The sequence below is a fragment of the Blastococcus sp. HT6-4 genome (assembly GCF_039679125.1).
Classification (GTDB): domain Bacteria; phylum Actinomycetota; class Actinomycetes; order Mycobacteriales; family Geodermatophilaceae; genus Blastococcus; species Blastococcus montanus.
This window is the reverse complement of sequence record NZ_CP155551.1, coordinates 1420004-1444031: the sequence shown is the minus strand read 5'-3', so window position 1 is coordinate 1444031 and position 24028 is coordinate 1420004. Positions and strand designations below refer to the sequence as shown.

The following is a 24028-nucleotide window of genomic DNA, read 5'->3' as shown; positions in this document are numbered from 1 at the left end:
CCCTATCGGATCAGTCGGAGGATCGAGGCCCCGAGCTGGGGCGCGTCCGGGCTGTAGTTCCAGTCGTCGGAGAGCTCGACGAAGCGGGTGTAGTAGCCGGTGACGCACCGGTCGCTGGAGTTGGTGCCGGGCCCGCAGACCTTGTGACCGCTCGAGATCGAGCCGTTGACGGCGTAGCCGGTGAGCGTGAAGGCGGCGTAGCCGTAGACGCGGTACCAGCCGTTGCTCCCCCCGTCCCCGAACTCGTCGAAGAGCGGCAGCAGGACCGTCCGGCCGAGCCACCCCTCGAGGTCGGCCTCGGCGCAGCCGGCCGGCAGGGAGACACCCGTGTCGGAGAAGAGCCGCTGCCCGATCGCGGAGGTGGCGTGGCACCTGCCCTCGTCGGGGACGACCCACCCGAAGCCACCGGGCACGAAGTTCCCCGACGGGCCGGTGCAGCCACCGACGCCGTCGGACTTGCTGAACATGATCGTCTGATGGGTCTCGGTCGACGGCAGCCCGCCGCCGGTCTGGGCCTTGAACGAGCACCAGGAGAAGGTCAGCGGCAGCACCGCGGTGCCCTGGCTCGGGCCTCCCCAGCCGACCGTGGCCGTGGCTGCGACCTGGCTGGAGTCGTGCCCGATGACCGGCGCGAACCAGTGCTCCTTCGGGGTGCTGCCTTCCACCGTCACGCTCAGCGGGTCGCTGCTGAGCACCGGGTACGACGCCGTGCCCGGACCGTGGTTCAGGGTGATCAGGTTCTGGGCGGTCGCCAGCATGTCCCCGCAGTTGCCGCGGGAGCAGTCCTGGGCGACCGCGATGGCGGCGGCGTCGGCCGCCACCTGGAGCCGGGCGCGCTCGGCGTAGAGCGCGCCGATGTCGACGGCGATGGCCGCGAAGCCCAGGAGCGGGACCATCAGCAGGGAGAGGACGACGGCGCTCGCGCCGTGCTCGCCCGCCAGCCGGCGCCGGGCGCGGGAGGTCAGCCGTTGCATCGCATGACCCCCGTTCCGGTGAGTTCGATCTCCGCGCCGAAGAACCCGGTCAGGTACGGCTTCGGATAGGTGATGGTGAGGCGGACGGCGGTGTCGCCGGCGCCGGTGGTGGGGCAGGTCCCGGCCGTGCCGCCGACGATCACGATGTCGATCTGGTCGTCGGTGACCGCCGGGTACAGCGACGCGGCCGCGGTCCGGACGACGTCGCGGGCCTCGACCGGGTCGTTGCGCAGGGCCATCGCCCGCACCCCCTCGCGGGCGGCGGCCGACAACGTGCCCTGCACCTGGAAGGCGTGGCCGAACTCGGCGATGCCGATCACGAGCACGATCAGCAGCGGCACGATGAAAGCGAACTCCACCGCGCTGGCGCCGCGCTCGTCGCGCAGTCGTCCCCTCATCCCGGTCCACCGCCTCTCTCGTGCAGCGGCGCAGCGACCCCCAGGACGAGGGCCGCTGCGCCGGAACCGCTACGTCGCCGCGCAGCAGCGAGTGGTCAGCCCCCGGTGGTGGTGGTGGTCGTGACGGCCGGGAGCTCCTCGCTGACCGACGCGAACAGCTCGGCCAGCTGGCCACCCAGCGTCGCGACGACGCCGATGATGACGACGGCGATCAGGCCGACCATGAGGCCGTACTCGACGGCGGTCGCGCCCTTCTCCTCGTTCTTCAGGCGGTCCTGGGCGAACGCGACCAGGCTGGCCAGGGTGGCGTAGGCGTTGATCATTCGGTGCTCCCTCGGTTGTGAGCCGTCGAGATCCGGATCGGGGTGATCCGGCTTCGTGGCGTTGGGGAGAGTTGTCGTGCAGAACAGAGCGCGACTTGAGCGAGCCTCACCCGATCCGATGAGGCCGGACCTCCGGCGGGGGGCCATCCGCGAACGCCGGTCACGCACCGTCACCGGCCCAGGGGCCCGGGTCAGCCGAGGAGCGAGCCGCTCCAGCCGACGGCGAGGGCCGCGCCGAGCAGCATCGCCGGCCCGAACGGCAGCTCGGCCTTCCGGTCGATGCGCCGTCCGGCCAGCAGCAGCAGGGCCAGGACCGCCTGGACGACGAACCCGGCGACCGCCCCGAGCGCGACGGCGCCCCAGCCGAGCCAGCCCAGCGGGAGACCGAGCAGCCCGGCCAGCTTCACGTCGCCCATGCCGAGACCCCGCGGCGAGATCAACGCCAGCACGAGGTAGAGCGCGAACAGCACGGCCGCCCCCAGCCCCGCCCGGAGCAGGGGGTGCCACGTTCCCTCCGCAGCCGCCGCCAGGGTGAGCAGGGCGGCCGTCGCGCCCACGGCCGGGACGATCACCCGGTTGGGCAGCAGCCGGTCGCGCAGGTCGATCACGGTGAGCAGCACCCCGGCGGACGTCACGGCCAGGAAGGCGGGCAGCTCCCAGGCGGCACCGAGGCGGAGGGCGACGAGGGCGAACAGCGCCGCGGTCGCCAGTTCGAGGAGGGGCGGCCGGACGGCGAACCGGGCGCGCGGGCCGTCCGTCGCCCCCCAGGGGAAGGCCCCGGCGGCGCGGTTCACCGCGAACCCCGCCAGCAGCCCGGACACCGCCGCCACGGCGACGGCGACCCCGGTCACCGGGGCGCGGAGGGGCGCGGGACGATCACCTCCGCAGCCTCGCACAGCACCCGCGCCCGGCCCGGGAGCTCCGCGGGAACGCGGCCGGCGGCGGAAGGAGCGGTTCGTGAGCGGTCCGGTGCTCGCCCGGCGGCTGGGGACGGCCGACGCGGTGCTGATCGGGCTGGGGTCGATGCTCGGTGCCGGGGTGTTCGTCGCGTTCGCGCCGGCGGCACGGGCCGCGGGGGCGGCGCTGCTCCTCGGGCTGGCGCTGGCTGCCGTGGTCGCCTACTGCAACGCCACCGCCTCGGCCCAGCTCGCCGCGCAGTACCCCGCTGCCGGCGGCACCTACGTGTACGGCCGGGAACGGCTCGGTCCCTGGTGGGGCTTCCTGGCCGGCTGGGCGTTCGTGATCGGCAAGACCGCCAGCTGCGCCGCGATGGCGCTGGCCTTCGCCTCCTACGCGGTGCCTCCCGACTGGCGCCGGCCGGCCGCGGTCGCCGCGGTGCTGGCCCTCACCGCCGTGAACTACCGCGGCATCACGCGCACCGCGGGGCTCACCAAGCTGCTCGTCGGCGTGGTCGTGGTCGTGCTCGCCGTGACCGTGGGCGCCGGCCTCGCGGGCGGCCGGCCGGACGTCGGCCGCCTCACCGAGGGGGTGGACGCGGGCTGGTACGGCGTCCTGCAGTCCGCCGGGCTGCTCTTCTTCGCCTTCGCCGGCTACGCCCGCATCGCGACCCTCGGGGAGGAGGTCCGGGATCCCGGGCGGACCATCCCCCGGGCCGTACCGCTCGCGCTCGGCATCGCCGTCGCCGTCTACACGGCCGTGGCCGTCATGCTGCTGCTCGTGCTCGGCTCCGGGCCGCTGGGCGCGACCACCGCTCCCCTGGCGGCCGCGGTGGAGGCCGCCGGCGCCGACTGGGCGCAGCCGGTGGTCCGGGTCGGCGCCGCGGCGGCGACCCTCGGTGCGCTCCTGGCGCTGGTCGCGGGCGTCGGCCGGACCAGCCTGGCGATGGCGCGCGAGGGCGACCTCCCCCGGGTCCTGGCCGCCGTCCATCCGCGCTTCCGGGTGCCGCACCACGCCGAGCTCGCCCTCGCCGCCGTCGTCTGCGGGCTCGTCCTCGTCGTCGACCTGGCCGACGCCATCGGCTTCTCCTCGTTCGGCGTGCTCCTCTACTACCTCGTCGCGAACCTGGCGGCGTTCACCCAGCCGGCCGAGCACCGGCGCTGGCCACGTGCCCTGCAGGTGCTCGGCGCGGTGGGCTGCCTGGTGCTCGCCGCGACGCTGCTGTGGCAGGCGGTGGTGACCGGGATCCTGGTCCTGGCCGCGGGCGTCGCGCTGCGGGCGCTCCGGCTGCGGCGGTCCGGCGGTCGGCGACCGGGCGGACCGGCCGCTGGTGGGCCAGACTCCCGAGGGTGACCGCCGACGAGGGCACCACCACCCGGACCGCAGCAACGGGGACGTATCAGGGGCACGGCGTGCACGCCGCTCCCGGAGTGCACGAGTACGCCGTCGAGCTGGCCAGGCGAGCGCTGCCCGACGGTGGCCGGATCCTCGAGGTCGGTGCCGGCTGCGGTGCGCTGGCCTGCCGGCTCCGGGACGCCGGCTTCGACGTCGTGCCCACCGATCTCGACCCGCCGCACGACTGGATCCACCGCCTCGATCTCGACCACCCGGAGTGGACCGAGGAGACCCGCGGCCCGTTCGACCTGGTGATGTGCGTCGAGACGCTCGAGCACGTGGAGAACCCGCGGCAGGTGCTGCGCTCGATCCGCTCGCTGCTCCGGCCCGGTGACCGGCTCGTCGTCAGCACCCCGAACATCACCCACCCGCACTCCCGGCTGAAGATGTTCCTGCGGGGCGCGCCGTTCATCTTCGGGCCGGGGCACTACCACCAGCCCGGCCACATCTCGATCCTCCCGGACTGGATGCTGACCGAGCACGTCCGGCTGGCCGGGTTCCGGGACGTCGAGGTGACCACCGGTGGCAGCACCTGGTACGAGGGGCGGCGCCGGCTGGCCCACCGGATCGAGACCGCCCTGCTCTGGCTGATCGGGATCCGCCACCGGGCGGACTCCGGCGAGGGGATCTGCACGTTCGTCACCGCCGTCGCCGCCTGACGGGGAGCCCGGGGACGGCAGGCAGAATCGCCCGGTGACCACGACCCAGATGCCTCCTGTCCGCGCCGGCCTGGTGGGCTACGGCTTCGGCGGCCGGTACTTCCACGCCCCGCTGCTGGGAGCCGCGGCGGAGATCGACTTCCTCGGGGTGGTGACGACGTCGCCCGAGCGCCGGGCGCTGGTGGCCGAGGACGCACCCGGCCGGGCGGCCTTCGCCTCCCTGGAGGAGCTCAAGGACGCCGGCGCGGAGGCGGTGGCGATCTCCACGCCCGCCGCCACGCACAGCGGGCTGACCGACCGGGCGCTGGAGCTGGGGCTCGCGGTGGTCTGCGACAAGCCGTTCGCGCTGGACGCCGACGCCGCCCGCCGGTCGGTGGAGCTCGCCGAGCGGGCGGGCCTGGCGCTGTCGCCGTACCAGAACCGGCGGTGGGACTCCGACTTCCTCACCGTCCGCCGGTTGGTGGCCGAGGGTGCGCTCGGAGAGCTGGTCCGTTTCGAGTCCCGCTTCGAGCGGCTGGCCCCGGGGAGCGGGCCGGGCGCCGCCGGTGGTGGCACGCTGCTCGACTTCGGCAGCCACCTCGTCGACCAGGCACTGGTCCTGCTCGGGCCGGCCGTCTCGGTCTACGCCGAGTGGCGGCTGCGGGAGAACGGCCTGGACGACGACGTCTTCATGGCCGTGACCCATGCGAACGGCGCACGGTCGCACCTGTCGGGCAGCTGGAGCCAGGGTGCACCGGGGCCCCGGTTCCGGGTGACCGGGACGACCGGCAGCTACGTCAACGACACCCTCATGGACGGCCAGGAGGACCTCCTGCTCGCCGCCCACACCCCGGCGTCGCTGGGCCCGGCCTGGGGTGCCGAGCCGCCGGAGCGCTGGGGCCGCGTGCACCGCGGGGACGCCGGCCGGCCGGTGCCCACCGAGAACGGCGCCTGGGACACCTTCTACCCGGCATTCGCCCGCGCCGTCCGCGGGCTCGGGCAGGTGCCGGTCGACCCGCGTGCCGCCATCGCCTCGATGGCCGTGCTCGACGCCGCCCGGCGCAGCGCGACCGAGGGGGTCGTGGTCGGGATCGGCTGATCAGCACGGCCGCACGGGGAGCGCCCCCCGCCCGGAACCCGGGAGGGGGGCGCTCGTCGTCTCTCCTGGAGCCCAGCGGCCCCCGTGGCCGGTTACCCCGCGGGGAGGAAGGACACGTGCGGGTGGTCCATGTGGTTGGCCGTGGGGGATCCGCGGTCGGCCATGGCCTTCCACTGCCAGCCGGTCCACGGACCGGCGACCTTCTGGTGCCAGATCACGTAGTCGACGCGGAGCCGGGCCGCGTTGTCGACCACGTACTGGGCAATGGCGTCACCCTTGGCCCGGTCGGTGTGGACCATGAAGTCGGCCGCGCGGCCGGCGGTGGGGCTGTGACCGGGGCGGGTGAGGACACGTGCGACGCCGAACCGCTCGGCGACCTCCTGGACGGCGGGGCGGACGTGCGGGTCCCACTGGCCGTAGGCCGCGGAGGTCGCAGCCGGGGCCGGCGCGGGAGCCGGGGCGGGCCGGTTCGACCGGCTGGCGCGGTCGGGTGCCGCGCTGGGGGCAGGCGCCGCGGCCGTGGCGCCGCTGAGGACCAGTCGCTGTCCGACGCGCAGCACGTTGGGGTTGGCACCGATGACCGCACGGTTGGTGGCGTGCAGCTGCTGCCAGCTGATGCCGTGTCGGGCGGCGATCCTGCCGAGCGTGTCTCCCGGGCGTACGACGTACGCGCCGGAAGCGCTCGGCGCGGGCGCGGGCGCGGCGGCGGTCGGCGCCGGGCCGGAGCCGCCGATGGTGAGCACCTGCCCGACCCGCAGGACGTTCGGGTTCCCACCGATCGTGGCCCGGTTGGCGTCGTAGACGCTGCGCCACGACGTCCCGTGACCGGACGCGATCGTGCTGAGGGTGTCGCCGGAGCGAACGGTGTGCTCCCCGGTGTGGGCGGACGCCGGAGCGATCGTCCCCAGGGTGACGGCCGAAGCAGCCCCGAGGACCACGGCCGGGTAGGTCACGGCCGACATGACGCGGTTGCGGGCGGGACGACGGTGTCGGCCCAGGGTGCGGTTGCGAGTGCGCATGGAGTGGTGAGCCCTCTCGCCGCCTGCGGAGTTAGCTGTCGGGTTCGGGCGAGAGTTGCCCGGCCGCATCGTGCGGCTTCACCCCGAGGCCCCGGAGGGCCACTGGTCGGTGGGTCCCCCGCGCCTGCCCGTTCTGTCGACGCGTCCGGTGGCCGTGGGCAGGTTCGGCGGGCGGCCATCCGGGTCACCCGGTCGGGTGACGTGGGAAGGCTAGGCAGACCGGACCGGGGACAGCGGAACCACTCCGACCTTTTCCGGGACCCTCCGCAGAGGCGCACGGTGCGTCATGGACCGTGCGCGCAGCGCCGCGTTCACCGGACGATCGGCGCCCGGGGCACGGTCCGCCGATCCGGCCGGGGCGAGCAGCGCCGGGCGGCAGCGCCGGGCGGGCAGCGCCCGCCCGGCGTGCACCGGGCTGTGCGATCAGGCCTGGTCGGTGGCCTGGCGGCGGCGGTAGGCGGTGACACCGGCCGCGGCCGCACCGGCCGCGGCGAGGGCGCCGACGCCGATCGCGGTCTGCTGCTCGATGCCACTGGTCGAGCCGGCACCGGTCTCGGCACCGCCGGCGGGCATGGTGCCCATCTGCGAGGCCTCGAGGACGCCACAGGCGGCCGGGGCGGTGGCCTCCAGCGGCAGCGACGGGTCGAGCGGGCTCATCCCGGCGCTCGGGTCGTACGCACCGTCACCGTTGGCGTCGATGCCGTGCACGACCAGCACCGCGTTGCCGGCAGCGAAGGACTCCTGCACGTCCTCCGACACCGAGAAGGTGCGCTCGTAGGTGTACGAGCCGCCCTCGGCGGTCGGGAAGCGGTCCACGGCCAGGCCGCTGTCCGGGCCGGTGTCGCCGGTGGTGGTCAGCGACGCGCCGATGGAGCCGTAGTACTCCGCGGCCTCGGGCGTGCTGACGATGCCGTCCCCGTCCGCGTCGTCGTCCGCCGTCGGGCACTGGCCCAGGGCGCCGATGTGGAAGTGCTGAGCGTGCGGCGCGCCGGCGAGCAGGTTCGACGCCTCGACCGTCACGGTGGCCTGGTCACCGGAGAGGGTCACCATGCCGGTCCCCGTGACGCCGGACTCGTTGAGCGCACCCAGCGTGGCCTGGTAGCTGCCGTCGTGGTCGGCGGCCGAAGCCGAGGTCGCGGCCAGCAGCGGGAAGGCGGTGGCGACGAGGGCGACGGTCGGAAGTGCGAACGCCTTGCGCATGGAGACTCCTTCGTCCGAGGGGGCATGCCCTCCCGGTGCTGCGGAGGACATCGGGCACGGTGCGGTACCGCCACCCGTGGTGCGGACGGCGAATCGGTTCCCGCCGGGGAAGAACATGGGTCGGGGAGGACCCGGCAGCACGGTGGACGGACCCAGGGAGGTCCGCGTCCCACCAGGCCCGCCATCGGGCCTTCGCATTCCATGCCCGGAGCGGTCCATCTCGAACGCGCACAACCCGATCGCGCGCATGACGTTTTCGTGACACGCCGAGGGGACCTGCGGGGACAGGTCTGATCATGGGGAGGACGACGGACGAGTCGGCCTGTACGCCGGGTTCTGTCCACGGGCGCCTCGCGGCGTCCCGATGGGCGGTCATCCATCTAGGCCTGCCGTTGCCGGCAGGCTCGAGCGGTCTACCCGCAGGCTCGGGCGGGCCGCCCTCGAACGCCTGCGCGGGACGACGGCGAACCGCCGCCCCTTCTTGACCTAGCTCCGGGTGGGGTTTACCGAGCCACGCCGGTCACCCGGCGTGCTGGTGGTCTCTTACACCACCGTTTCACCCTTACCAGCGCACGCGCTGGCGGTCTGTTTTCTGTGGCACTGTCCCGCGGGTCACCCCGGGTCGTCGTTAACGACCACCCTGCCCTGTGGAGCCCGGACGTTCCTCGGCGACGGGGTCTCCCCCGCCGACGCGACCGCCCAGCCGACTCGTCCGTCGTGCCGGCCAGTCTAGGACCTGCCCGTCCGGCCGCGTCGCCGACCGGCCTGGATCGGGGCGCCGGAATGTGTCGTACCCCCCGCTTAGCCTGCGGGTATGTCGGTGGTCGGGTTCGCGGTCGGGGTGACCGTGACGTCGGTGGACACGGCGCCCTCGCCGTGGGAGATCGACGATCCCGACTTCTGCGATCGGGAGGAACCGCTCGGCGGGTGGCTGCCGGCCCGCCGCAGCGCGGCGGAGACCGCGGAGTTGCTCGGGCAGATCGTGGTGGCCGAGGCGAAGCTGGCCGCGCTGCGCGCCGAGCTCGTCATGGACCTGGCGGCCGCCCGTCCCGCGCCGGACGGCCGGTCACCGGGTGGGGAACAGGCCGGGCAGGTCGGGCCGCCGGGGGTCAGCGAGTTCCTGCCCGATGAACTGGCGCTGATCCAGAACTGCAGCCGCACTGCGGCGGTCACCCAGCTCGAGCACGCCGAGATCCTCACCACCCGGCTGCCGGCCACGCACGCGGAGCTCAGCCTGGGACGGCTGGACTGGGCGCGGGCGCGGGCCATGGCCGCGGAGGTCGCCGCCACCGGCCGCGACACCGACCCGGCCGCGATCGCCGGCATGGAGACCGCGGTCCTGCCCCGCGCCGCCGAACTGGGCGCGCGCAAGCTACGGGAAGCCGTGCGCGCCGAGCTGCTGGCGCGCGACGCCGCGGCGGCCGACCGGCGGCGGGAGCAGCGGCGGCGCGGGGCGGATGTGACGGTGCGTCCGGTCGGGGACGGGATGAGCGAGTTCCGCGCTCTGCTGCCCCATCCCGAGGCCCGCGCCTGCCGGGACGCCGCCGACCGGCACGCCCGCGCGGCCAAGGAGGCCGGCGACACCCGGCCGCTGGGCATGCTCCGCGCCGGAGCGGCGGCGGACCTGATGCTCCGCCCCTGGGACGACACCCGGCCACCGGTGACCGCGCACCTCACCGTGGTCGCACCCCTGACCGCGCTCACCCCGGCCAGCTTCCTCGCCGCCGGCGCGCCGCTGCCCGCCGCCTTCACCCACGCGCCGGCGCCGGTCGGGGAGGTGGACGGGGAGCCGATCACCGCCGCCCACCTGCGCGAACTGCTCGCCCAGCTCGACGCGGTCGGCCCCGGCGGGCTGCGCGCACCGACCGGCGGCAGCCTGGACATCGCGATCACCGACGCCGCCGGCGCGCTGCTGGCCGTCCTCGGCCGCACAGAACTCGAGCGGCTGGCCCGCCGCGGCCGCCCCGACCACCCCGCCACGCTCTGCGCCTGCCCCCTGCCGGCCCGGCCGGGCCCGGTCGACCGCTACCGCCCCACACCCGTCCAGCAGCGGTTCCTGCGGGCGCGGGACCGCACCTGCCGGCACCCCGGCTGCACCGTCCGGGCCGGCTGGGCCGACCTGGACCACGTCGTCGCGCACGCCCACGGCGGCCAGACCTCGTGCCAGAACCTGTGCTGCCTCTGCCGCCGCCACCACCGGCTCAAGACCTTCGCCCCCGACTGGACCCACACCCTCGACGACGACGGCGTACTCACCGTGATCACGCCGAGCGGGGTCACCCGGGTCAGCCGGCCACCCGGCTATCGGGTCCTCACCGAGCCACCCTCACCACCACCCGACCCGGCCGACGACCCACCACCCTTCTGAGCCCTCCGGTGACCAGCTCTCGCCGACCTCGCCCGCTGCGGGCGAGGCCGGCGGCGTCGGCTACCCCCAGTAGAGCCGGAAGCCCACCCGGCGACGTCCGTCCTCCGTCAGCGTGGACATGTCGACGATCTGCCGGGCCTGTTCCTCGACCGGGTCGTCCGACAGCAGCTCCAGGTACCGCCGGTGCTCGGACAGCGATGCCACGGCCAGGTCCACCACGCCGCTGACGTCCACCTCGTGCGGCGGGTCGACCAGCTCGCCCACGGCGATGTACCGCACATCGCTCCACCGCTCCTCCGCGAGGTCGGGGAAGATCCACTCGTTCCCGGCGTCGGCCACCGCGTCGATCACCGACTGCCCCAGCGCCCGGTGGTCCGCGGAGTTCACGGAGGCCGGGGAGACACCGGGCGGCGTCCACGTGGCACCGAAGTAGCCGGTGACGACCAGCTCCGGCCGGTGCCGCCGGATCGCCGCGGCCAGGTCGCGGCGCAGCTCGGGGCCGGCCACCAGCACGCCGTCCCGGTGATCGAGGAACTCGACCTCGCCGACCCCGACGACGGCGGCCGACCGCCGCTCCTCCTCCTCGCGCAGTGGCCCGGCCTCCTCGGGAGGCACGCCGGCCATCCCCGCCTCCCCGCGGGTGGCCAGCAGGTAGTGCACCTCCTTGCCGGCTGATGTCCAGACGGCGACGGCGGCCGCGAGGCCGTACTCGATGTCGTCGGGGTGAGCGGCGATCACCAGGGCGCGCTGCCAGTCGTCGGGCAGGGGACTCGTCGGCATGGGCGCAGTCTGCCGCGACGACGGGGTCAGCGTCCGCGGGCGACCCGGAGTGCGGCGGCGACCATCGGCGCCTGCAGCGGCAGCCGGAGCGTGGCCACCGCCAGCGGCAGCGCCTCGCGCGGGATCACCCGGAACGTGTGCAGGTGCGCCGGCACGAACGCGAGCAGCAGGCCCGCGGCGGCCCAGCCCCCGGCCCGGCGGGTGGCCGGCGCGGCCAGCAGCGCCGCCGTCCCGATCTCGGCGACGCCGGAGGCCACCACCCACGCCCGGGCGTCGCCGAGCTCCGGTGGCACCAGCCACTCGTACGTGCGCGGCCGGACCAGGTGCAGCCCCCCGGAGCCGCCCAGCAGGGCAGCCAGCCACGTCGCGTTCCCCGGCTTCCGCATGGGTCCACCGTAGGGTCACCGCTCGTGTCCGCCGCCGAGCTGCTCATCGTGGCCGGCGTCGCGCTTCTCGCGGGAGCCGTCAACTCCATCGCCGGCGGTGGCTCGCTGATCCTCTTCCCCACCCTCGTGGCGCTCGGCCTGGGCACGGTGGCGGCGAACGTCACCAACTCGCTGGCGCAGTGGCCCGGGTATCTCGGCGGCGTCGCCGGGTTCCGCCCGGAGTACGCCGGCCAGCGTCGGCGGCTCCTCCGGTTCGGCGCGGTGGCGGTGCTCGGCGGCCTCGCCGGCAGCGTCCTGCTGCTCACCACGCCGTCGGACGCCTTCGACGTCCTCGTCCCGGTCCTGGTGCTGCTGGCCAGTCTGCTGCTGGCCGTCCAGCCCGTGATCACCCGGCGGCTGTCCGGCGTCGACGCCGCCGAGCCCGGCCGCGACCCGGGGTGGCTGTACGTGGTGCTCTTCTTCGCCACGGCCTACGGGGGCTACTTCGGGGGCGCGCTCGGGGTCATCCTCGTGGGCGTGCTGGGCATCGGCCTGCAACGGATCAAGCTGGCCAACGCGCTCAAGTCGGCGCTCTCCGCCGTCACCGCCACCGTCACCCTGGTGGTCTTCGGGCTCTTCGGCCCGGTCGACTGGGTGGTCGTCGCCGTGGCCGCCCCGGCCGGCCTGGTCGGCGGGTTCCTGGGCGCCCGCATCGCCACCCGCATCCCCGCGACCCTGCTGCGGGTGGTGATCGTGACCTTCGGCGTCGCGGTCTCGGTCTACCTGTTCACCCGGGTCTGACCAGCCCGTCTCCGGTTCCACCGCTGCACCCCGTAGGCGACCAGGAACGTCAGCCCGAACACGAGGACCACCGAGAGGGCCAGGATTCCCAGCTCACCCGCCGGCGGGAGCAGGACGTCCCCGCCGCCACCGCGCCCGACCTGGAGCAGCACCGGGAGGCCGAACGCGGCCAGCGTCACGCCCACCGCCCACGCCATCGCCCGCTTCGCCATCCCGGAACCGCCTCAGCGCAGGTGCGCGGTGTCGTTCACCAGGCGCACCGACGCCCGGCCGTCGGAACTCCACGCGACAGTGCACAGCGACGCCGCCTCCAGGAACACTCGATGGACCACGTCGTCGCCGGTCCCCAGCCCGGCCGCCAGCAGGAGCTTGATCGGCGTCACGTGGCTGACGACCAGCACGGTCCTCCCCGCGTGCCGGGTGAGGATCCGCCGCCGGGCGCCGGCCAGCCGCGTGCTCACGTCGGCGATCGATTCGCCGCCGGGTGCCGCGACCGTCACGTCGGCCATGAACCGGCGCACCGCGAGCGGGTGCCGGGCACGGGCCTCGTCGAAGGTCAGCCCCTCGAGGTCACCGAAGTCCAGTTCCCGGAGGTCGTCGTCGAACTCGACCGGCAGGCCGAGCCGCGCGGCCACGATCTCCGCGGTCTCCCGCGTCCGCCGCAGCGGCGACGCGACGACCACCTCGATGCCCAGCTGGGCAGCGCGCTCCCCCGCCGCCTCGGCCTCGGCCCGGCCGGTGCGCGACAGGGGAAGGTCGTTGCGGCCGCTGAACCGGCGTTCGGGCGTGTGCTCCGTCTGCCCGTGGCGCAGCAGGTGGGTCACCGTGGTGACCACCGGCGCCGGCTCGCGCACCGGCTGGACGTCGTCCTCGGCGACCGTGGGTTCGGCGGCGGCGTCGCGGTGGACCGGCCTGCCGTCCATCGCGCTGTTGGCCAGCGCGTCAGCCGCGCCGTTCTGGGCCCGCGGCACCCAGGTGTAGCGCACCCCGCCCAGCTTGCGGGCGATCTGCTGGGCCTGGAGCGCCAGCTGCTGCATGTCGGGGTGCTTGATCTTCCAGCGGCCCGACATCTGCTCGACCACGAGCTTGGAGTCCATCCGGACCTCCACCTGGGCGGACGCGTCGAGATCCAGCGCCGCCTGCAGCCCGGCCACCAGGCCGCCGTACTCGGCGACGTTGTTCGTGGCCCGGCCGACCGACGCCGCCCGCTCGGCCAGCACCCGCCCGGTCTCCGCATCGCGCACCAACGCGCCGTAGCCGGCCGGCCCGGGGTTGCCCCGGGACCCGCCGTCGGCCTCGACGACGAACCGCCGGGTCACAGCCCGGACTCGGCGGTGCGCACCAGGATCCGCCCGCAGTTCTCGCAGCGGACCACCTCGTGCGGGTCGGCGTTGCGCACGGCGGCGAGCTCCCGGCCGTTCAGCTCGATCCGGCACCCCTGGCACTGCCGGGCCTTGAGCATCGCCGCACCCGTGGCGCCCGTCTGGGTGCGGATCCGCTCGTACAGGCTCAGCAGCGGCCCCGAGATGCCCCCGGCGACGGCGGCCCGCGCGGCCTCGTGCCGGGTGGTGCTGTCGGCGATGTCGGCCAGCGCGTCGTCGCGGAGCTGCTCGGCCCGCCCCAGCGCGGCACGCGCCTCGTCCCGGCCCGCCTGCGCCTCCCGGAGCGCGGCCTCGGCGGTCTCCAGGCTCTCCATCAGCTCGAGCTCCTGGTCCTCCAGGTCCGACTGACGACGCGCCAGGGACTGCATCTCGTGCTGCAGGTCGGTCATCTGCTTGGGCGAGACGCTGCCGGAGTCGAGCAGCTTCTGGTCCTTGGCCGCGCGCGCCCGCACGGTCTCGACGTCCGCCTCCAGCCGCTTCACCTCGCGCTGCAGGTCCCGCGCCGCGGTCTCGGCCCGGACGGCGTCGTCGGCCAGCGTCCGCTCCGCCTCGGCGGCGGACTCGACGGCGACCGCCTCCGGCAGCGTCCGCCGGCGGTGCGCGAGCTGGGTGAGCGCGACGTCCTCCGCTGCCAGCTCCAGAAGCTTCTGCTGCTCGAAATGGTCGGCCTTCACGCGCTCAACCTACCTGCGCACCACCCCTGCCCCGCGCGGGTCGGTCGCCCGGTGGCCGGCTCACCGCAGGGCCAGTTCGGCCTCCACCGCGGCGACCGCCGCGGCGGGGGCCGGGAGCCGGCCGGAGGCGAGCACCGCGCCGTCGACGATCAGGGACTCGACCGCCATCCCGGCGCGCACCGAACGCCGGAGCGCCGGGCCGCGCAGGCCTCGCCGACGGCCGCCCCGCACCAGCTCCGGCACCAGCCAGAGCCAGTTCGACGGCGAGACGATCTCGATGGCGACGTCGTCCGGGAGCGCCGCACGCAGCGCGCGGTACACCGGGGCGACGCCCTCGTCGCCGCCGTCCCGCGGTGCGTGGCAGTGCGAACCGCCCTCGTCGAACGGCCTCACGTCGCCGCTGCAGCAGCCGCCGCCCCCGCCCGCGGCCCGGGGGCCGCGGACGAGGACGACGCGGGAGGTCACCGGCGGTCGTCCCGGTCGGCCCCACCCAGCGGGACGTCGGAGGTGGCCTCGTCGGGGTTGGCCCGCGCGACGACGGACTCCGGGCCGGTGCCCGTGCCGTCGACCGGCACCGCGGGCCGCTCCCGCCGGGCCTGGACCAGGGCCAGCGCCGCTTCCACGATCAGCCAGACCGCCAGGACGAAGATCAGCGCGTCCAGCGGAGCCAGCACCCACTGGTCGTTCTCGACGAACCTCACCAGGTTGATGATCAGCGCCCACGTCGTCATCACCAGCAGGAACACCAGCGGGATGATGGCCGCGATCGGGTTGCGGCCCTGACGCGTCACCCACACCGCGATGACCGAGAGCGCCAGACCGGCGGTGAGCTGGTTGGTGGTGCCGAAGAGCTGCCACAGGACGCCGAAGGTGTAGCCGGCCTCGCCCTCACCCGGGATCAGCGCCATGCCCAGCGGGATCAGGACCGCGATGGTGGTGGCGACCGTGAGGTTGCGCGAGATCGCCCGCACGTTGAGCAGCTCGCCGATCTCCTGGACGACGTAGCGCTGCAGCCGGACGCCGGTGTCCATCGTGGTCGCCGCGAAGCTGATCACGACGACGGCGGCGAAGATGGTCGCGATGTCGAGCGGGACGGCGATGTTGTTGGCGAACTGGGCCACGCCGGCGACGAAGTTGCCCACCGCGCCGCTCGACGCCGTGGCGAAGTCCGGGTAGAGCGCCTGCCAGTCCGCCTGGGAGGCGGCGACGCCGGCCGTGGCGGCCAGGACGGCTCCCGTCGCCAGCGAGCCCTCGCCGACGGCCCCCATGTAGCCGACGTAGCGGGCGTCGGTCTCCTTGTCCAGCTGCTTGGACGTCGTCCCCGACGAGACCAGGGAGTGGAAACCGGAGACCGCCCCGCAGGCGATGGTGATGAACAGGAACGGGAAGAAGCTCGGCGACCCCTCCGGCACGTCGTTGATCACCGGCGCCTGGATGGTGTTCATGCCGACGATCACCCCGAGCGCGATGACACCGAGGGCGATGAAGAGCTGGTGGCTGTTGATGTAGTCACGCGGCTGCAGGAGGACCCACACCGGGATGCGCGAGGCGATCCAGGTGTAGGCGAACAGCAGCACCACCCAGACGTTCCGGGTCTGCTCCACACCGAGCGCGTCGGCCAGGCCGTCGAGGGAGATCGGGTAGGCGTTGCCCACGAGGATCAGCGCGTACAGGACGATGACGCCGACGATCGACGGGATCAACGCCGACGAGCGGGTGCGGTAGATGTAGACGCCGATGGCGATGGCGAGCGGGATCTCGAGGACGATCGGGATGACCGCACCCGGGTTGGCGACGAACAGGTTGCCGATGACCACGGCGAAGACCGCGTTCACCAGCGTGAGCAGGAAGAAGATGATGGCCAGGAACAGCTTCCTGGCCCGGCCGTTGATGACCTCGCCGGCCAGCGTGCCGATGCTCTTCGCCTTGTGCCGGACCGACACCGCGAGCGCCCCGAAGTCGTGCACGCCGGCGGCGAAGATGGTGCCCAGGACGATCCACGTCAGAGCCGGACCCCAGCCCCAGAAGACCGCGATCGCCGGGCCGACGATCGGCGCCGCCCCGGCCACCGAGGTGAAGTGGTGACCGAACAAGACGTGCTTGTTGGTCGGGACGAAGTCGTTGCCGTCGTTGAACTCGTGCGCCGGCGTGACGAACGCCGGGTCGAGGGCGTAGACCTTCCGGGCGAGATAGCTGGAGTAGTAGCGGTAGCCGAGGAAGAACAGCACCCCGACCACAGCAGCCACGACGAAGGCAGGCACGGTGACTCCCTGGTCCGAGGGCGGCTCTGTCGCCGCCGTCCGAGGGGAGTAGACAACCAGGCGATGGACGTCACAAGTGCTGAGACCGCAGTTCGCTCGGCCGGTGTGGCCGAACTGTTATGGCGGACGCCGGAGGGACCGCCCGCGGCCATCGGCGTCGTCCCCCTCGTCCTGGGCGGGAAGCCGACGGTGGCGCTGCCGTGGGCGCAAGTGGCCACCGCCCGCGCGGCCGCCGCGAGCGACGCCGCGGCGCTGGTCCTCTCCGACCCCCGGCTGACCGGCTCGCGATGGGCGCCGCTGGTCGCCACGGGCCGTCTCACCCTGGTCGAGGACGGCGACGGCGAGCTGTTCTCCGAGGAACTGCTGGACCAGGAGCTCCGCAAGCACCCCCCGTCCCGCGCCCTCGCGGACTCGCACATGCTGCGGCGGGAGCACTGGTGGTACCTGCCGCGGCTGGTGCTCGTGCTCGAACCCGTCGACGTCGTCCCGGGCGGGCGCCGCGACGACCCGGCGGACGCCGTCCTCGGCGTCGACGACGGCGGCCTGCACGTCCGCACCGTCCGGGTCCCCGACTGGTCCGCCGATCCCCTGCCGGTGCTCGACGGACCTCCGGAGGCCGCCGGACCGGCCGTGCTGATCGGCCAGGAGCTGTCGGTACCCGACGTCGAGCGCTGGACCGTGCACACCACCACCGGCCGGTACTCCGGCGGCCGGCTGACCGAGGTCCGGCCGGCCGCCACCCGTGAGCTGGAGCCGGTGCCCGGGCTGCTCGCCCGCATGCGTCGCCAGCGCGTCCTCGAGCGCACCTGCATCCAGGCGCTGAAGGCCGCCGGCCACGCGTAGACCGGACCGGCTACCCCGGCGCCCCGGCGCGGCAGGTCCAGGGGTCGGTGCGCCGGGTCGAGACCGCGACCTCCACCCGGCCGCCCAGGTCGCCGCGCAGGACCTCGGCGGCCACCGGCAGCCACGGCCACTCGGAGGCGTAGTGCGCCACGTCGCAGAGCGCCGGGCCGGGCACTGCCAGGGCGTCGGACACCGGGTGGTGCTTCAGGTCGCTGGTGAGCAGCACGTCGGCGCCGGCCGCCGCGGCTGCGCCGACCAGCGAGCCGCCGCTGCCACCGCACACCGCGACGGTGCGGACGATCCGCTCGGGGTCACCGGCCGCCCGGACCCCGCCGGCCGTGGCGGGCAGCACCGCGGCCGCGTGCCGGGCGAACTCCCGCAGGGTCAGCGGCTCCGGCAGCCGGCCCACGCGGCCCAGCCCGGCGCGCGGGTCGGTGGCCACCGGCTCCAGCGGCACGGCGTCGGCGAGCCCGAGGACGGCGGCCAGCGCGGCGTTCACCCCGTGGTCGGCGGCCCGGTCCGCGTTCGTGTGGGCGACGAACAGGGCGGCACCGGCTCGCACCAGCCGGTGCACCAGCCGGCCCTTCGGGTCGTCGGCCGGCACCCCGTGGACCGGCGAGAGGAACAGCGGGTGGTGCGTGACCAGCAGCTGCGCGCCGGTCCCGATCACCTCGTCGACGACGGCGGCGGTCGGGTCGACGGCGAACAGCACCGACCGCACCGCCTCGGCGGGATCCCCGCAGACCAGGCCGACGGCGTCCCACCCCTCGGCGAGAGCGGGGTCGTAGCGGGCGTCGAGGGCGGCGAGGACCTCTCCGAGCTGCACGGTCACGGCTCCGCAGCGTAGGCGGCACCCTCCCCGCGGGCCGCGGGGCGGAATGACACGCTTCCGGCGTGGCGGGATGGCGGCGGCAGCGGGCACTGCGCGCCCCGGCGTGGCTCGAGGCGCTGGTGCGGACCTCGCCGCCACCGGTGCCCTGGCGCGACGTCGCCCGGTTCGCCGTCGCGGTGCCCGCCCCGCTGGCCCTCGCCGTCGCCGTCGGCGGCGGGATGGACTCGGCCGCGCCGCTCGCGGCCGGCGTGTTCGGCACCATGGGGGCGCTCGCGGCCAGCCTGGCACCGCAGCCGGGGCCGCTGCGCGACCGCCTGCGCCGGGTCGGCGCCGCCACGGGCTTCGGCATGCTCGGGCTGCTCGCCGGCCAGTACGCCACCGGCGGCGGCTGGGAACCGGTCGTCGTCATCGCTCTGCTGTCGGCGGCCGCGGCGCTGGTCAGCGCCGTCAACGCCGCGCTGTCGCTGGGCGCCCTGCAACTCCTCATCTACACCGCGCTCGCGTCCGGGCTGGTCACGCCCTTGCCGGCGGTGGCGGGTGTCGGGTTCTTCCTGTGCGGCGCGGCGTGGGCGACGCTCGCCACGCTGGTCCAGTCGCGCACCGAGGCGCTCGACCCCGACCGCGCGGCGGTGGCGGCGGTCTTCACCCGCATCGCGGCGCTGCTCTCGGCGGTCGGCAGCGACCGCGCCCCCGACGCGCGACGGGCGCTCACCACCGCGCTGAACGCCGCCTACGACCGGGTGATCCGCAGCCGGAGCCGATCGGCCGGCCGCAGCCGCGAGCTCTCGGAGCTGGCCGGCGTCCTCAACGCCGCGGCGCCGCTGGTGGAGGGCGCGGTCGCGGCCGCCCGCGCCGGCGTGCCGGCCGGGCGCGAGGACGTGACCGCCGTGCACGCGCTCGCCGCCGGCGTCGCCGGCACCCGGCAGTTGAGCGGCCGGCGACCGCCGCCGCTCGAGGGCGGCCACCCGGCCGTGCGCGCCGTCCGGCACGGGGTGCGGCTGGTGTGGAACGTCGTCGGGGATCCGGAGGAACGGGCGACCGCGGCTGCCCCGTCCCCTGCGCCCACCCCGCGGGAGCGGCTGAGAGAGCTGGCCGACCACACGCTCGGCAGCCGCGACACCCGCAGCTTCGCCGTCCGGCTCTCGCTGTGCATGACCGTGGCCGAGATCGCCCGCCAGTACCTGCCCGTCGAACGCCCCTACTGGGTGCTGCTCACCGTCGCCATCATCCTCAAGCCGGACTTCGGCTCGGTCTTCACCCGGGCCGTGCAGCGCGGCGTCGGCACGATCCTCGGGGTGCTGCTGGGCTCGGCGCTGCTGGCCGCCCTGCCCCACGACGCGTGGGTGCTCCTGGCGCTGGCGGGCGCAGCCGCCGTCCTGCCCTGGGCCCGCGACACCAGCTTCGGGCTGTTCTCGGTCTTCCAGACGCCGCTGATCATCCTGCTGCTGGACGTCGCACTGCCCAGCGAGCCGGGCCTGGTCGTCGCCCGCCTGCTCGACACCCTGGTCGGCTGCGCGATCGTGCTGGTCTTCGGCTACCTGCTCTGGCCCCAGACGTGGCGCGCCCCGTTCGACGAGGCCATGGCCGGGGCCGCCCTCGCGCTGGACGCCTTCGTGGCGGCCGCCTTCACCGGCGACCCGGCCGAGCGCCGCCGCGCCCGCCGGCGCACCTACCGCGCGCTCACCGAGCTGCAGACCCAGCTGCAGCGGCGGCTGGCCGAGCCACCACCGATCAGCACCCGCGCGGCGGCGTGGTGGCCGGTCATCGTGCAGCTCGAGCGCACCGCCGACGCCGTCACCGAGGCGGTGATCGCCACCCGGGGCGGGGACCCGGCCCCCGACCCGGCGCAGGTGGCCGCGCTGCGCCGGGCGATCCACCGGCTGGGTGACGACATCGGCGCCCGGCGGACGCCCGACGACGCCGAGCTGCACGCCGACGGGGTGCTGGCGCCGGTGGCCCGGGAGGTCGACGCCGCCCGCCGGCTGGTGCGCGAGACGGCCCCCGGCCGGCGCGGCGGGCACTGACCACGGGTTGCGCCGCCGGCCGCGGGCCCCTGGGATGGCGCCGTGGCCACCGACCCGCCCCCGCTGACCCTGCCCTCCATGGACGGCTCGCCACCGCCGGGGTCCCGGACGGTGACAACCGACGACGGCGTCGACCTGCACGTCGAGGTCGACGGCCCGGACAACGCGCCGGTGACGGTCGTCCTCTGCCACGGTTTCACCGCCCGGCTGGCGGAGTGGGACCTGCAGCGGGCCGTGCTGCGCGACCGCGTCCGCCTGGTGCTGTGGGACCACCGCGGGCACGGCCGTTCCGGCTGGACCCCGCTGCGCCGGGCCACGATCGACCGCACCGGCCGCGACCTCGCCCAGGTGCTCGACGCCGTCGTCCCCACCGGGCCGGTCGTGCTCGCCGGGCACTCCATGGGCGGGATGAGCATCATGGCGCTGGCCCGGCAGCGGCCGGAGCTGTTCGGCACCCGCGTCGTCGGTGCCTTCCTGCTCGCCACCTCGGCCGGCGGCCTGGTCGACACCGGCCTGGCCGGATTCGTGGTGAAGGTGGCCCGCCGGCTGGGTCTGCTGGCGCTCTACCTGTGGCTCCTGCAACTGCTGGCCCCGCGCATGGACAGGCTGCCGTGGCGGGGGCGGTTCCTCGGCCGCCGCCTGATCCGCCGCCTGCTCTTCGGCCGGGACGACGCCGACCGGCACTCGGTGCGGCTGGTCCAGCAACTCCTCGAGGCGACGCCGCTGCCGGTGACGATGGCGTTCTACGCGACCTTCGTCGACCACGACGAGACGGCGGCCCTGCCGGTGCTGAGCCGGGTGCCGGTGACGGTGGTCGCCGCCCAGTACGACCGGCTCACGCCCGCCGAGCACGGGCGCCGGATCGCCGAGGCCGTGGGACCGGGCGCCGACCTGGTGGTGGTCCCCGGTGCCGGGCACAGCGTCAACCTCACGCGCAGGGCGGTGGTCGACCGCGCCTTCCTCGACCTGCTCGACCGGATCGAGGACGGCTCCCGGAAGGCCGGTTGACCCACCCGTGACCGGGGCACCCCTGAATGTGGTCGCCGCCACACGATCTGTCAGCCGTCCACCTGACGGCGCTGGCGCAGGCGGCCATCCGACGGACGTGCGATGGCCCCGTCCGAGCAGCGCGACGGGGCGGCGAGGAGCGAGACATGGACCGCATGAGTGCCCTCGACAGTGGCTTCTACTTCGCCGAGAGCGAGAACACCCCGATGCACGTGGGATCGGTGGCGGTGTTCGAAGGCCCGGCCCCCAGCTACGGCGACGTGGTGCGGCTGCTGCTGAGCAAGCTGCCCCGGGTGCCCAGGTACCGCCAGCGGGTGCGCGAGGTCCCGCTGCAGCTCGGCCGACCCATGTGGGTCGACGACCCGCACTTCCAGATCCTCTACCACGTCCGGCACACCGCCGTGCCCTCGCCGGGCGGCGACGAGCAGCTGCGCAACCTGGCCGGCCGGGTGCTGGGTCAGCGCCTGGACATGGCCAAGCCGCTGTGGGAGCTGTGGCTCGTGGAGGGCCTGGCCGACGGCCGCTGGGCGCTCATCTCCAAGGTCCACCACTGCATGGTCGACGGCGTCGCCGGCACCGACCTGATGCAGCTGATGTTCGACCTCGACCCCGACGCCACCCACGCCGAGCCGCGTGACTGGACCCCGCGGCGCGACCCGTCGTCGGCGGCGCTCGTGGCGGGGGCGCTCACCGACGCGGCGACCGCACCGCTGCGCACCCTGACCGGCCTGCCGGGCGTCGGCGCCGCCCTGCGCAACGCGCGCGGCCTCACCGAGACCGGCCGCACGCTGGCCGGGACGGTGCCCTCGCTGGCCAAGCAGGCGATCACCCCCACCGCCCGGTCGCTGAACGGGTCCATCGGCCCGCACCGGCGCTGGGCGTGGACGCAGGGCAGCCTCGCGGAGTTCAAGGAGGTGCGCACGGCGCTGGGCGGCACGGTCAACGACGTCATCCTCACCGCGATCACCAAGGGCTTCCGCGACCTCCTCCAGGGCCGCGGCGAGCTGTCCTCGGACAAGCTCGTGGTGCGCTCGATGGTGCCGGTGTCGGTCCGCTCGGCGAGCCGGCGCGGCTCGCTGGACAACCAGGTCTCCGCCGTCTTCGTCGACCTGCCCGTCGGCCAACCCGATCCGGTGTCCCGGCTCCGGTCCATCCGCGGTCAGATGGACGAGTACAAGAGGGCGATGCAGGCCGTCGACGTCCCGTCGATCATCGCGATGGGCGACTTCGTGGCCCCCAGCATGCTCTCCCTCGGGGTGCGGGCGGGCATGCAGGCCGGGCAGTCCTGGTGCCAGGCCGTGACCACCAACGTGCCCGGCCCGCGGGTCCCGCTGTACGTGCTGGGCAAGCGGATGTGCTCGGCGCACGCCTACGTGCCGATCGCCGGTGGCATCCGCTGCTCGATCGGGATCTTCAGCTACCTGGACACCATGACCTTCGGTCTCAACGCCGACTTCGACGCCTTCCCCGACGTCGATGTGCTCTCCGGGGGCATCCGGCGCGGCATCGAGGAACTGCTCGAGCACGCCCGGGCCGAGCAGGCCACCCCCGACGTCCCGCAGCCGACGGGCACGAAGTCCACCGCCCGGGCAGCCACCCGGTGAGCCCGGCGAAGAAGCGGACGACCACCGGCGGCGGGGCCCGCGGGCTGACCGTCGCCGTCACCGGGCCCACCGGCACCTTCGGCGCCGGGCTGGTCCCTCTCCTCCAGGACGACGACCGCGTCGACCGGATCATCGGCATCGCGCGCCGTCCGTTCGACCCGGCCGGGCGGGGCTGGACGAAGATGGAGTACCGGCGGGGCGACGTGCGCGACCCCGACGCGTTGCGGGAGGCCTTCCAGGGTGCCGACGTCGTCGTGCACCTGGCCTTCCTCATCACCGGCAACGCCTCCCGGGAGACCACGCGCGCGATCAACGTGGACGGCACGCTGAACGTCTTCCGCGCCGCCGCCGGGGTGGGCGCCCGGAGGTTCGTCTACGCCTCCTCCGTCGCCGCGTACGGCTTCCACGCCGACAACCCCGCGCGGATCGGCGAGGACTGGCCGACCCGCCCGGCCGGCCGGCTCTTCTACGCCCAGGAGAAGGCCGAGCTCGAGTCGCTGCTCGACCGGGAGGCGGCCGACCACCCCGAGCTCGCCCTCTACCTGCTGCGGCCCCCGGTCGTCCTCGGCCCCAACGCGATCGGCGGCAAGGACGTGCTGCCGGGCCCGCTGGCGCCGCTGGGGCGCGCGCTGTTCGGCCGGCCGCGCCGACTGCCGGTTCCCGTGCCGGTGTTCGTGCCGCGGCTGCCGATGCAGTTCGTGCACGAGGAGGACGTCGGCCGGGCGCTGCAGCTCTGCGTCGTCGGGGCCGGCCCGCCCGGGGCCTACAACATCGCCGGCGACGGCGTGCTGACCGCCGCCGACGTGGCCCGGGAGTTCGGCGCGATCCCCGTCCCGCTACCGGCCGCCCCCGCCCAGGCGGCGGCCCGGGCGGTGGCGCGGCTGCCGTTCCTGCCGCCGGTGGCCGAGTGGATCGAGGCGGCCGGCCGCCCGGCGATCATGGACACGACACGGGCCCGGCAGGAGCTCGGCTGGCAGCCGCGCTACACCGGTCTCGAGGCGTTGCGGGACACGCTCCGCTCCCGGGGCTGACGGCGCGCTGGCCGACGGGGTGAGCGGCCGACGGGCGGTGCGGGTGCTGGCGTGCGTGGCAGCCGGTGCCCTACAGTGCCGACGTGCACACGGCTCAGCTGACCTGGTGGCG

24 protein-coding genes, 1 other RNA gene and 1 riboswitch are annotated in these 24028 nt (G+C 74.9%); of the genes, 10 read left to right on the top strand and 15 right to left on the bottom strand.

Annotated elements, in window-relative coordinates; translation table 11 throughout:
- Window positions 1-2: 2 nt before the first annotated feature.
- The 4 genes from ABDB74_RS07085 to ABDB74_RS07070 form a co-directional block, all read right to left on the bottom strand.
- The gene (locus ABDB74_RS07085) at window positions 3-974 is read right to left on the bottom strand and encodes a pilus assembly protein TadG-related protein (protein ID WP_346622840.1); all 972 of its coding nucleotides are present in this window, start codon (window positions 972-974) and stop codon (window positions 3-5) included.
- Entirely contained in the window at window positions 962-1372 is a 411-nt protein-coding gene (locus ABDB74_RS07080; RefSeq protein WP_346622839.1) for a TadE/TadG family type IV pilus assembly protein, read from the bottom strand. The genes ABDB74_RS07085 and ABDB74_RS07080 overlap by 13 nt, the downstream gene beginning before the upstream one ends.
- 95 nt (window positions 1373-1467) lie before the next feature.
- On the bottom strand, window positions 1468-1695 hold the full coding sequence (locus ABDB74_RS07075; protein ID WP_346622837.1) for a Flp family type IVb pilin: 228 nt from the start codon (window positions 1693-1695) through the stop codon (window positions 1468-1470).
- Window positions 1696-1886: 191 nt separating this feature from the next.
- Complete coding sequence (locus ABDB74_RS07070) at window positions 1887-2546, bottom strand: A24 family peptidase (protein WP_346622836.1); 660 nt, start codon at window positions 2544-2546, stop codon at window positions 1887-1889.
- A gap of 106 nt (window positions 2547-2652) precedes the next feature.
- Between ABDB74_RS07070 and ABDB74_RS07065 the strand changes: the two genes are divergently transcribed.
- The 3 genes from ABDB74_RS07065 to ABDB74_RS07055 are packed head-to-tail and all read left to right on the top strand — an operon-like array spanning window position 2653 to window position 5724.
- Window positions 2653-3945 (top strand): APC family permease, encoded by a 1293-nt coding sequence (locus ABDB74_RS07065; RefSeq protein WP_346622834.1) that lies wholly within the window; start codon window positions 2653-2655, stop codon window positions 3943-3945.
- The gene (locus tag ABDB74_RS07060) at window positions 3942-4646 is read left to right on the top strand and encodes a methyltransferase domain-containing protein (RefSeq protein ID WP_346622833.1); all 705 of its coding nucleotides are present in this window, start codon (window positions 3942-3944) and stop codon (window positions 4644-4646) included. The genes ABDB74_RS07065 and ABDB74_RS07060 overlap by 4 nt, the downstream gene beginning before the upstream one ends.
- A gap of 34 nt (window positions 4647-4680) precedes the next feature.
- Window positions 4681-5724: a Gfo/Idh/MocA family oxidoreductase gene (locus ABDB74_RS07055; protein ID WP_346622832.1), complete on the top strand. Its 1044-nt coding sequence runs from the start codon at window positions 4681-4683 to the stop codon at window positions 5722-5724.
- Between the two features lie 92 nt (window positions 5725-5816).
- Here ABDB74_RS07055 and ABDB74_RS07050 read toward each other — a convergent pair whose 3' ends face one another.
- The 3 genes from ABDB74_RS07050 to rnpB all read right to left on the bottom strand — a co-directional run bounded on the left by ABDB74_RS07050 (window position 5817) and on the right by rnpB (window position 8654).
- On the bottom strand, window positions 5817-6677 hold the full coding sequence (locus ABDB74_RS07050; protein WP_346622831.1) for a LysM domain-containing protein: 861 nt from the start codon (window positions 6675-6677) through the stop codon (window positions 5817-5819).
- Window positions 6678-6749: 72 nt separating this feature from the next.
- Window positions 6750-6895, bottom strand: a riboswitch (cyclic di-AMP (ydaO/yuaA leader).
- 271 nt (window positions 6896-7166) lie between these two features.
- Window positions 7167-7943, bottom strand: a complete 777-nt coding sequence (locus ABDB74_RS07045; RefSeq protein WP_346622830.1) for a hypothetical protein — start codon at window positions 7941-7943, stop codon at window positions 7167-7169.
- Between the two features lie 309 nt (window positions 7944-8252).
- Window positions 8253-8654, bottom strand: an RNA gene (rnpB, locus tag ABDB74_RS07040) — RNase P RNA component class A.
- A 103-nt stretch (window positions 8655-8757) separates the two neighbouring features.
- Here rnpB and ABDB74_RS07035 point away from each other — a divergent pair.
- Window positions 8758-10311 (top strand): DUF222 domain-containing protein, encoded by a 1554-nt coding sequence (locus tag ABDB74_RS07035; protein ID WP_346622828.1) that lies wholly within the window; start codon window positions 8758-8760, stop codon window positions 10309-10311.
- A gap of 60 nt (window positions 10312-10371) precedes the next feature.
- Here ABDB74_RS07035 and ABDB74_RS07030 read toward each other — a convergent pair whose 3' ends face one another.
- Complete coding sequence (locus ABDB74_RS07030; RefSeq protein ID WP_346622826.1) at window positions 10372-11091, bottom strand: PIG-L deacetylase family protein; 720 nt, start codon at window positions 11089-11091, stop codon at window positions 10372-10374.
- A gap of 26 nt (window positions 11092-11117) precedes the next feature.
- The gene (locus tag ABDB74_RS07025) at window positions 11118-11477 is read right to left on the bottom strand and encodes a hypothetical protein (protein WP_346622824.1); all 360 of its coding nucleotides are present in this window, start codon (window positions 11475-11477) and stop codon (window positions 11118-11120) included.
- Window positions 11478-11501: 24 nt separating this feature from the next.
- Here ABDB74_RS07025 and ABDB74_RS07020 point away from each other — a divergent pair, with 24 nt between their 5' ends.
- Window positions 11502-12257 (top strand): sulfite exporter TauE/SafE family protein, encoded by a 756-nt coding sequence (locus ABDB74_RS07020; RefSeq protein ID WP_346622822.1) that lies wholly within the window; start codon window positions 11502-11504, stop codon window positions 12255-12257.
- On the opposite strand, the gene ABDB74_RS07015 is transcribed toward ABDB74_RS07020, so the two are convergent.
- Genes ABDB74_RS07015 through ABDB74_RS06995 form a run of 5 tightly spaced genes read right to left on the bottom strand, consistent with a single transcriptional unit; the run spans window position 12236 to window position 16574 of the window.
- Window positions 12236-12469, bottom strand: coding sequence for a hypothetical protein (locus ABDB74_RS07015; RefSeq protein WP_346622821.1), 234 nt, complete (start codon window positions 12467-12469; stop codon window positions 12236-12238). The two genes, ABDB74_RS07020 and ABDB74_RS07015, sit on opposite strands and share 22 nt — an antisense overlap.
- Window positions 12470-12481: 12 nt before the next feature.
- Window positions 12482-13576 carry a bifunctional RNase H/acid phosphatase gene (locus ABDB74_RS07010; RefSeq protein ID WP_346622820.1) on the bottom strand — a complete coding sequence of 365 codons (1095 nt, stop codon included), beginning with the start codon at window positions 13574-13576 and terminating at the stop codon, window positions 12482-12484.
- The gene (locus tag ABDB74_RS07005; protein ID WP_346622818.1) at window positions 13573-14313 is read right to left on the bottom strand and encodes a C4-type zinc ribbon domain-containing protein; all 741 of its coding nucleotides are present in this window, start codon (window positions 14311-14313) and stop codon (window positions 13573-13575) included. The genes ABDB74_RS07010 and ABDB74_RS07005 overlap by 4 nt, the downstream gene beginning before the upstream one ends.
- Window positions 14314-14373: 60 nt before the next feature.
- A complete protein-coding gene (locus ABDB74_RS07000; protein WP_346622816.1) occupies window positions 14374-14778 on the bottom strand; it encodes a hypothetical protein in 405 nt (134 codons plus the stop codon).
- Window positions 14775-16574, bottom strand: a complete 1800-nt coding sequence (locus ABDB74_RS06995) for a carbon starvation protein A (RefSeq protein WP_346622814.1) — start codon at window positions 16572-16574, stop codon at window positions 14775-14777. The genes ABDB74_RS07000 and ABDB74_RS06995 overlap by 4 nt, the downstream gene beginning before the upstream one ends.
- 105 nt (window positions 16575-16679) lie before the next feature.
- On the opposite strand from ABDB74_RS06995, the gene ABDB74_RS06990 reads away from it, so the two are divergent.
- Entirely contained in the window at window positions 16680-17417 is a 738-nt protein-coding gene (locus tag ABDB74_RS06990) for a hypothetical protein (RefSeq protein WP_346622813.1), read from the top strand.
- Window positions 17418-17427: 10 nt separating this feature from the next.
- On the opposite strand, the gene ABDB74_RS06985 is transcribed toward ABDB74_RS06990, so the two are convergent.
- On the bottom strand, window positions 17428-18249 hold the full coding sequence (locus ABDB74_RS06985; protein WP_346622811.1) for a Nif3-like dinuclear metal center hexameric protein: 822 nt from the start codon (window positions 18247-18249) through the stop codon (window positions 17428-17430).
- Between the two features lie 62 nt (window positions 18250-18311).
- On the opposite strand from ABDB74_RS06985, the gene ABDB74_RS06980 reads away from it, so the two are divergent.
- The 4 genes from ABDB74_RS06980 to ABDB74_RS06965 all read left to right on the top strand — a co-directional run bounded on the left by ABDB74_RS06980 (window position 18312) and on the right by ABDB74_RS06965 (window position 23916).
- Entirely contained in the window at window positions 18312-20273 is a 1962-nt protein-coding gene (locus tag ABDB74_RS06980; protein WP_346622809.1) for an FUSC family protein, read from the top strand.
- A gap of 42 nt (window positions 20274-20315) precedes the next feature.
- Window positions 20316-21281 (top strand): alpha/beta hydrolase, encoded by a 966-nt coding sequence (locus tag ABDB74_RS06975; RefSeq protein WP_346622807.1) that lies wholly within the window; start codon window positions 20316-20318, stop codon window positions 21279-21281.
- A 146-nt stretch (window positions 21282-21427) separates the two neighbouring features.
- Window positions 21428-22885: a wax ester/triacylglycerol synthase family O-acyltransferase gene (locus ABDB74_RS06970; RefSeq protein WP_346622805.1), complete on the top strand. Its 1458-nt coding sequence runs from the start codon at window positions 21428-21430 to the stop codon at window positions 22883-22885.
- On the top strand, window positions 22882-23916 hold the full coding sequence (locus tag ABDB74_RS06965) for an NAD-dependent epimerase/dehydratase family protein (protein WP_346622804.1): 1035 nt from the start codon (window positions 22882-22884) through the stop codon (window positions 23914-23916). Before ABDB74_RS06970 ends, ABDB74_RS06965 begins: the two co-directional genes overlap by 4 nt.
- The last annotated feature ends 112 nt before the right edge of the window (window positions 23917-24028 follow it).

Bases quoted from the DNA above. Each gene is read 5' to 3' on its own strand.
- ABDB74_RS07085 (WP_346622840.1), bottom strand. From the start codon at position 974: ATGCAACGGCTGACCTCCCGCGCCCGGCGCCGGCTGGCGGGCGAGCAC.
- ABDB74_RS07080 (WP_346622839.1), bottom strand. From the start codon at position 1,372: ATGAGGGGACGACTGCGCGACGAGCGCGGCGCCAGCGCGGTGGAGTTC.
- ABDB74_RS07075 (WP_346622837.1), bottom strand. From the start codon at position 1,695: ATGATCAACGCCTACGCCACCCTGGCCAGCCTGGTCGCGTTCGCCCAG.
- ABDB74_RS07045 (WP_346622830.1), bottom strand. From the start codon at position 7,943: ATGCGCAAGGCGTTCGCACTTCCGACCGTCGCCCTCGTCGCCACCGCC.
- ABDB74_RS07035 (WP_346622828.1), top strand. From the start codon at position 8,758: ATGTCGGTGGTCGGGTTCGCGGTCGGGGTGACCGTGACGTCGGTGGAC.
- ABDB74_RS07030 (WP_346622826.1), bottom strand. From the start codon at position 11,091: ATGCCGACGAGTCCCCTGCCCGACGACTGGCAGCGCGCCCTGGTGATC.
- ABDB74_RS07025 (WP_346622824.1), bottom strand. From the start codon at position 11,477: ATGCGGAAGCCGGGGAACGCGACGTGGCTGGCTGCCCTGCTGGGCGGC.
- ABDB74_RS07015 (WP_346622821.1), bottom strand. From the start codon at position 12,469: ATGGCGAAGCGGGCGATGGCGTGGGCGGTGGGCGTGACGCTGGCCGCG.
- ABDB74_RS06970 (WP_346622805.1), top strand. From the start codon at position 21,428: ATGGACCGCATGAGTGCCCTCGACAGTGGCTTCTACTTCGCCGAGAGC.